Source organism: Syntrophorhabdaceae bacterium, from assembly GCA_028713955.1.
Taxonomy (GTDB): Bacteria; Desulfobacterota; Syntrophorhabdia; order Syntrophorhabdales; family Syntrophorhabdaceae; genus UBA5609.
The window spans coordinates 1-6,305 of sequence record JAQTNJ010000186.1 but is presented as its reverse complement, the minus strand read 5'-3'; the positions used below and the strand labels follow the sequence as shown (position 1 = coordinate 6,305).

7 protein-coding genes and 1 tRNA gene are annotated in these 6,305 nt (G+C 44.3%); 5 read left to right on the top strand and 3 right to left on the bottom strand.

Features of this window, described 5'->3' with window-relative positions; genetic code table 11:
* A partial coding sequence (locus tag PHU49_13155; protein MDD5244955.1) for a hypothetical protein occupies window positions 1–564 on the top strand: 564 nt, incomplete at its 5' end.
* Between the two features lie 212 nt (window positions 565–776).
* Here the strand turns inward: PHU49_13155 and PHU49_13150 are convergent.
* The gene (locus PHU49_13150; protein ID MDD5244954.1) at window positions 777–1,412 is read right to left on the bottom strand and encodes a hypothetical protein; all 636 of its coding nucleotides are present in this window, start codon (window positions 1,410–1,412) and stop codon (window positions 777–779) included.
* Window positions 1,413–1,523: 111 nt separating this feature from the next.
* Between PHU49_13150 and tadA the strand changes: the two genes are divergently transcribed.
* Window positions 1,524–1,994 (top strand): tRNA adenosine(34) deaminase TadA, encoded by a 471-nt coding sequence (tadA, locus tag PHU49_13145; protein ID MDD5244953.1) that lies wholly within the window; start codon window positions 1,524–1,526, stop codon window positions 1,992–1,994.
* A tRNA-Ser gene (locus tag PHU49_13140) sits at window positions 1,971–2,061 on the top strand. The genes tadA and PHU49_13140 overlap by 24 nt, the downstream gene beginning before the upstream one ends.
* Window positions 2,062–2,108: 47 nt before the next feature.
* Here the strand turns inward: PHU49_13140 and PHU49_13135 are convergent.
* Together PHU49_13135 and PHU49_13130 are read right to left on the bottom strand one after the other, a co-directional pair.
* Window positions 2,109–3,320: a tyrosine-type recombinase/integrase gene (locus PHU49_13135; protein MDD5244952.1), complete on the bottom strand. Its 1,212-nt coding sequence runs from the start codon at window positions 3,318–3,320 to the stop codon at window positions 2,109–2,111.
* Between the two features lie 23 nt (window positions 3,321–3,343).
* The gene (locus PHU49_13130) at window positions 3,344–3,961 is read right to left on the bottom strand and encodes a hypothetical protein (GenBank protein ID MDD5244951.1); all 618 of its coding nucleotides are present in this window, start codon (window positions 3,959–3,961) and stop codon (window positions 3,344–3,346) included.
* Window positions 3,962–4,225: 264 nt separating this feature from the next.
* On the opposite strand from PHU49_13130, the gene PHU49_13125 reads away from it, so the two are divergent.
* Both PHU49_13125 and PHU49_13120 read left to right on the top strand, forming a co-directional pair.
* On the top strand, window positions 4,226–5,122 hold the full coding sequence (locus PHU49_13125) for a cation diffusion facilitator family transporter (protein ID MDD5244950.1): 897 nt from the start codon (window positions 4,226–4,228) through the stop codon (window positions 5,120–5,122).
* Between the two features lie 257 nt (window positions 5,123–5,379).
* The coding region (locus tag PHU49_13120) for a tyrosine-type recombinase/integrase (protein MDD5244949.1) at window positions 5,380–6,305 on the top strand (926 nt) is incomplete at its 3' end.

Genomic DNA, 6,305 nt, shown 5'->3' with positions numbered 1-6,305 from the left:
GATTCTCTCAGTCACGGTGAAATAGCGTTCGGTTTTTTTAATATTGAAACCGATATGCTGATCCTTGAAAACTATTTTTTCTTTGCAAGTGATTTTTGCAGGGACGTCGTCAATATTGCCGCAGGATTACCCGATGAAAAACCGATATCCCTTGACGTGTATATCCTGGAATACAGGGATATGGGCAACCTCATGGGCGCAATAGCGGGGGTTGATCTGCGGGGGTTCATCGGTGAGCTATATGACAGCTTTCCCTTTCCTCACAAACCAGAAGCATTCAAGCAAAATCCCGAGGGCTTCAAAACAAGGGATTTTGTCGAAAAGGTCATCGGGCATTATGCCGGTCTTTCAACGATACCAATGGGCATTGACACATCATCGGGCATGGTAAACATCGGCGCATATCGGTTCAGTAACCAACAGTTCCATCAGCTTGTGCACTACGTATGGGTGGGCGGTTACCCCCGCTGGAAGGATGAAGCACCACCTCCTTACGTCCTGGAGATGAAAGATGCAGTTGAACGCTCCTCCCACCCTGCCTTCAAGGGTATAAAGCTGGCGTAAGCCGCTATCCACTGCCGTATATCGTAGTTCGTATATCGTATATCGAGAAACCAGTAATGCGTAAGAGACCGGATACTGGTCGCTGGATACTGGTTACTTGATACCGGTTTGGACAAGCATCGAGTATCGAGGCGCGAGAAACAAGGGGCGAGTAACGGGGGACAAGGTTTTCACCTTTCACTATCTACTATTCACTATTCACTGCCTTTATGCTATTCACTGTCTTTCTTGCTGTTGATGAGGCTGCGCACCTCGGGCAAAATCCTTAATGCCCCTTCACCCGTGGCGATGAATTCGATCTTTTCACCCTTGACCGCCTCAAAATGCTTCGGGCAAAGGATCGACTTGACGTTCAGATATTCCTTCTTTCCGAATAACACGAAGTTGTAATATTTCATCCTCTCTTTATGGATATAGAGTTCGCAATCATTTCTGCGGGCTATGTCAGCCAATTCCGTCATATCTATAACGACCCCCGCCCTGTCTTCCACCACCAGCGCCATTTCCATAAAGGCATTCTTCTCAAGGGACTCTCTCTCTGTCCGCCAGATAGAACCATATTTTTCGATCCATTCCATTGCCGCTGTTTCTTCCCCGATGTCGTGGCCTTCCCGCTCTGATTCGATCCATTTATATTTCATGATCTCATCGTTCTGCTGCGCAACGTCCTCAGTCTGTTTACGCTTCAGAAAATCGGCTTCGTAATCGATAAGAAAGTCCACGATCGCTTCCTCAAGCTGGACTTCCCGACCTTCTTTCTGAGAGAGGTAGTGCTTATGATCTTCGATTGCCCGGAGTTCTGAAGGGATCAGGTCTATCTCTTTTCGAGACGTTGTCTTCCTGTACATGTTCGGCTCTTAGTATCGAACGTTATAAACCCTTTTTGCATTTCATGCAAGGGGGAATTCTAATCGGTTATTCCGATTGATTTTACCTTCCATCACAGGTATATTGTTGGCATGGATGATCTGCATTTCATGGAGATGTGTCTGAGAGAGGCCGAGAGGGCCTTTACCGAGGAGGAGGTGCCGGTCGGAGCGATCATCATATCACCGCAGAAAAAGGTCATTGCCCGTGCGCATAACATGACGATCCGCTCCAACAGGCCGACCTCTCATGCGGAAATACTGGCCATCAATATGGCGGCGGACATGCTTAACAATTACCGTCTCACGGACTGCACCCTCTACGTTTCGATGGAACCCTGCATCATGTGTGCCGGAGCCATTGTTGAAGCGAGGATCAAGCGTGTTGTCTTCGGGTGTTTCGATGAGAAAGGGGGCGCCTTTGGTTCTGTCATTAATGTGAATACGCTGCCGCTTAACCACAAAATCGATGTGCAGGGCGGCGTTCTCAAAGAAAAATCTGAGGCCATCCTGAAGAGGTTTTTTCAGTCACGAAGAAAAGGAGAGGTACCGAAGTGGTCATAACGGGGCCGACTCGAAATCGGCTGTACGTCTAATAAGCGTACCGTGGGTTCGAATCCCACCCTCTCCGAATATAACCTACTGTAATTATTAACTAATTTATTACACATATCATTTCTAACCCATTTCTATTTTCATTGTTTTATTCATTGGTATAACCTTTCCACGGTTATTCACAATGCCCTTCATTTTCTCAATACTTCCATGGAAATATTTCTGAGTGCTTCTAAGGTCAGAGTGTCGCATGAGTTCTTGAGCCTGCAACGTATTGCACATCCCGCCTTCAGCTATTTGCGTACAGAAAGAATGTCTTGTGGCCTCTTTAAGGGTTACGTCAAACCCTGAATGTCTACGCCATCTTTTTCGTAAACATTCCTGTTTGTAACCGCGACCTGTGACCGGATTAATAAAAAGAAATGTCTCAGATAATTTTCCTTCAATATTTCTTTTTGCAATCTCGAAGGCCGTATCTGATAGCGGGATCCAACGTTTATTCTTTCCCTTTGTTGTTTCAGCTAACTTTGGACCTCTCCATGTCCTTCTGATCAAGGCATTCCCGTTTTTCATATCTATGTCTTTTACCTTCAATGCGCAAGCTTCGCCCTGTCTTAGTCCTGTTTCCATGAGAAAACTGTAAATGTCTCTATGCTCTACCGGTATGCGTTTCAGTGCTTCCATTTGCTCTTCTAAATCCAAAGCCACCATTGGTTTTGAATCATTACCTTTTATCTCAGGCCACACTGGAAATACTTTTATTGTTCCCTTCCTTCTGAGCCAGACAAAGAAAACGTGAAGTGCACTTAAAATATTTCTTTTCATCTTTAACGAAAGTGCGTTTGGTAGATGATCCTTGAAATGTTCTAATAGTTCAAAATCTATTTCTCTTACGTCATACCCATTAAAGAATGAGTAATAATTGCGACTATACGACCGATAGGGTCGCAACGTCTCCGGTGACAACTCGTTTGAGTTTACCTCCTGTTCTTTCTGGTTTAGCCATTTTTCAATCATGTTTTCAAACTTTCTTTCAGCAACCTTTTCATCACTGCAATCTTCCGGATTAAACTCTCCTTTTTTGATTGCGTGATTGATCTCGATGAGTTTATCTTTTGCCTTGTCATAGGTGAACACATAACCCTGATCGTCCTTTCTGAAATTGAGATATTCACCATGCCAATAAATCGACACAAAACATTTGTAATTCCCGCATTCACACACACCGTCCATTTTTTTCTTACATTTGTTACATCTTATAGTTCCTGTCATTATGACACCCCCAAGTTTTAATTGATCTTGAGGAATTATATTTTTGTACCTGGACGGTGTCAAGTTTGTTTCAATCCTCCCTTACTCTATTTCTTAGCTGGTTCCTCTTTAACCCTGATCTCGAAACCCTTAAAAAATTTATCCAGGTGTTTGTCAATCTTATCGAATTGCGGTACTATTTTTTCTTTTCTGTATTTGCTAAAACCACTGCCTATTGCATTTTCTTCTGCCATATATTCTTCGTCTGTCAATTCCCGCCGCATTTTTACTTGTTTAGACAACACCTTAAATAGAAATTTTATTGCATCATTTATTCCGTACTCCTTTTCAATAGCTTTGTATTCTCTATATTCAGCGGGATTCAGCGTAAGGGACGTTTTCTCCTCTTTTTCTTCATCGTATTTCTTCTGCCATTTCTCAATATTTTCCTTTAGCAGTTTCCTTTTTTCCGATTTCCCTTGTTGTTTGAACACATCAAAGTTAGGCAAATCTCCCAAGGAATTTATGATAAATGAAACGGGTACTGTATGTTCTTTCGATTTCTTTAATTCTTCCTCTATGGCCTCGATATAGTCTAATAACTCCTTGAGGTGCTTATTAAGCAAAAACGAAATACTTGTTTCAATATTCCTGTCTTTAAACTTGTTAATGAGTGAGTTATAGATTTCTTCGTCTACCGTAAAAGATTTTATTTTCTTAGCCATTGTTCACCTCTCTATATATTTTTTATTACTATATAGCCTCATACAATCAATTGTATGATATATAGTGCCTTAAGGATATATATTATGTCAAGAACTATTTTAAAAATATAGAATTATTGTCTGGTAAAATTGCTTCCTGAATTATGTTTTTCTCCTTTTCTTTCTCCATGCACTCTTTTAACTGGTAATAAATACCTCTTTTAGAATCCTTCATAAAAAGAATTGACTTGTATTAATCAGAGTAGTATGTAATCCGAAAGCGCAATGGATCCCGAAACAAAGGTACAGAAAGAGAAGCAGTGGGCTGCAATAAGCTCCTTGTTTGCGGCGGTTGGCCTGACCGCATTAAAAGTCATTGTTGGTTTGATGACGGGTAGCCTTGGTATACTTGCTGAGGCGGCCCATTCCGGACTGGATCTAATTGCCGCTGGGATAACCGCATTTGCTGTGAATAAATCCAGCAAGCCTGCTGATAGTGAGCATCCCTATGGTCACGGCAAAATGGAGAACCTCTCTGCCTTCGTCGAGACAATACTGCTACTGGTCACCTGTTTCTGGATCGTCTATGCGGCCCTCCAGCGTATTATTACTGGAAAAATTGAAATAGAAGTAAATGTATGGTCGTTTGCCGTCATCATTGTATCGATTATTGTGGATGCGTCACGATCACGCATGTTGTACCGGGCTGCCAGAAAATATAGCAGTCAAGCACTTGAAGCTGATGCATTACACTTCAGTACCGATATTTGGAGCTCAGCGGTTGTTCTTTTGGGTTTGTTCTGTGTGAAACTTCATGAATGGCTGCAGGCCTATGCGTTCCTCCACTATGCAGACACTGTTGCTGCACTCATAGTAGGTATAATAGTGATCCAGGTAAGTGCAAAATTGGGTATGCGAACAATCAATGCCCTCATGGACTCGGCACCAACAGGGGCAGAGAAAAAAATCATCACTATGGTAGAGGCGTTGCCAAGCATACTGGATTGCCATAACGTCCGTATTCGTTCTGCCGGCTATCAATCGTTCATAGATCTTCATGTACGTATCAACGGTGATCTCACATTACGAGAAGCCCATGATCTCACCGAAGAGATTGAACGTTGTATCAAAAAAATCATACCTAATTCCGATATTACAGTGCACCCCGAACCAAATCCATAATTGCTGTAATATCTCTGCATCCTTGACTATACCCCAAAAATTGGTCGGGCCACAATGTTAGCCTTCCGGGTTTTGATCGTATTTTACACTCTCTTCCAATCCGTAATCCTTATTTTGCATGGTCTGGAAGACTGTTTAGTTGTAGGTGCAGTAAAGTATCCGCTTCTTCCTGCTATACGTAACAAAATTGGTTGACCTTTAGAATGCTGTGGGTCATCATCTAACCTGCTTTTTCTCCAAAGAAAAGGAGGAAGAAAATGACCCAGATAACACCGACAACCAACGGATCATGGAGTAACAACCTCAACGCAGCACGCGACCGTCGTGAGCAACCCTCAATCAATCACGCCCTCGAAAGGCTCTCCGGTATGGAGCTCCCCGCCAGGGAGCACTTCGAGAGCTATCTGCGCCACAAGTGGCGTCTCAACCACAAGCAAAGGACGATCGATAGCTCCTTCACTTCAATCATGCTCTTCCTCGATTTGTATGGGAAGTCGGGTAAGACAGAGCTGAAGGAGATCGAGCGTTCTGATCTCGAAGCCTTCATCGAGCATGAGCAGGACCGGGGAATATGCATCTCCACGGTCAAGACGAGACTCGCCTGCATCGTTGCCTTTCTCCACTTCCTCCTCGATCAGGATCTCATCCCGGGGGCGGTCTTCAAGAAACGGATCAGACTAAAGCTTCCCGACACGCTCCCCCGCGCCATGAACCCCCAGGATGTGAAGAAACTTATCTCCATCATTGACCACACCCGGGACCGGGCGCTTATCTTTCTCCTCTTGCGCACAGGCATGAGGATCGGCGAGGCATTGGGGCTTACGATGAATGATGTCGACTTAAAGGACAGGAAGGTCAATCTGTTCCAGGGGGAAAAGAACGACATGGGGAGAGTGGTCTACCTGAGCAATGATGCGGTCTTCTGTTTAAAGCGCTGGTTTAAATGGAGGGACCCGGAGAAGGTGTTCATCTTCTACGGCAAGGGCGATGCCCCCATGTGTTACAGCACGGCCCGTACACGCTTCGTCAAGTACCTCAGGGAGGCGGAAATCGATAAAAAGGGCTACACCGTCCATGCCCTCAGGCACACCTATGCATCGGAGCTCTTAAATGCCGGTATGCGGCTGGAAGTCCTCCAGCAGCTCTTGGGTCATCAGGACATCGAGATGACACGCCGCTACGC

Excerpts from the sequence above, each read along its gene's own strand:
- PHU49_13130 (MDD5244951.1), bottom strand. The coding sequence starts at position 3,961 with ATGGCTAAGAAAATAAAATCTTTTACGGTAGACGAAGAAATCTATAAC.
- tadA (MDD5244953.1), top strand. The coding sequence starts at position 1,524 with ATGGATGATCTGCATTTCATGGAGATGTGTCTGAGAGAGGCCGAGAGG.
- PHU49_13125 (MDD5244950.1), top strand. The coding sequence starts at position 4,226 with ATGGATCCCGAAACAAAGGTACAGAAAGAGAAGCAGTGGGCTGCAATA.
- PHU49_13150 (MDD5244954.1), bottom strand. The coding sequence starts at position 1,412 with ATGTACAGGAAGACAACGTCTCGAAAAGAGATAGACCTGATCCCTTCA.